The following is an 832-nucleotide window of genomic DNA, read 5'->3' as shown; positions in this document are numbered from 1 at the left end:
CTATCCGTTTGACTGGCTGTGCGCGATACTGCTTGCTTTGCAGTTCACCTTGCAGTTGTTTCAAGTTTTCTTCTAAATTCAAGGCGAACGCGGCTATGGACTGCCTATCTATTCCGGCCGCTCCTTTCGCTGCTTTCACTTTTTTGAATCCCTTGTACAGGTTATTAATATCTAATAATTGCCCATACAAGCTGTAGTAAACTGTCATCAATTGCCTTTGCTTACGGTATGTCTGTCGTTTCACATTGATGTATAGTGGTGTTCTTCATGAGGACATTAGGTGTGCTAGCCGAATGGCAATCTGCCTAAGTGGTCGCTCATTACTCCCATGCTCGGCCTTCAGTTCTCAGCGTCCACATTCCTGCTTAGCCGTCATCTCTTGCCTATTTCCGTCGAAATACATGTGAGCCTATACGTCGATACTCCTGATTTTCATACACTTAAAGAATACTTCCCCCCTTCGCAATCAATTAAAACTTTTGATTAAAATTGACCCTATCAAACATTCTGTTGATAGTCGGCTTGGTTTTGTCCTCCACACCATTACTGGCTTTCATCGGCCTAGCCTTACTCACTACTACGGGTTCATCTGCCACCTCACACCGACGTTAAACCTTGGGTTTCCCCTTGAGTTTAGGCCACTTATTTACACTAAGTTTAGATGCCAGGCTTCCCCAGTTACTGTACTGGCTCCCTGTTAGAAATCCCACCCTCAAGCACAGTATTGGTCTGACTAAGTATAGGGCGTTGCGCTATTTTGCACGCTGACCCACCAATACTGCCGAAACAGGTTACGGTTAGTTGTGTACCTCTAACTTCTTATGGCTTCCTT

Annotated in this window: 1 pseudogene; it reads right to left on the bottom strand. The window is 45.0% G+C overall.

Annotation, left to right across the window (positions count from 1 at the left end):
* Positions 1-208, bottom strand: a pseudogene (locus QL998_RS20680) (group II intron reverse transcriptase/maturase); the annotation flags it as partial.
* Positions 209-832: the final 624 nt, after the last annotated feature.

The sequence above is a fragment of the Pseudoalteromonas sp. APC 3691 genome (assembly GCF_030408135.1).
In the GTDB taxonomy this organism is placed as follows: domain Bacteria; phylum Pseudomonadota; class Gammaproteobacteria; order Enterobacterales; family Alteromonadaceae; genus Pseudoalteromonas.
Note: the sequence above shows the minus strand (reverse complement) of the source record. Positions and strands in the feature narration are given on the sequence as shown.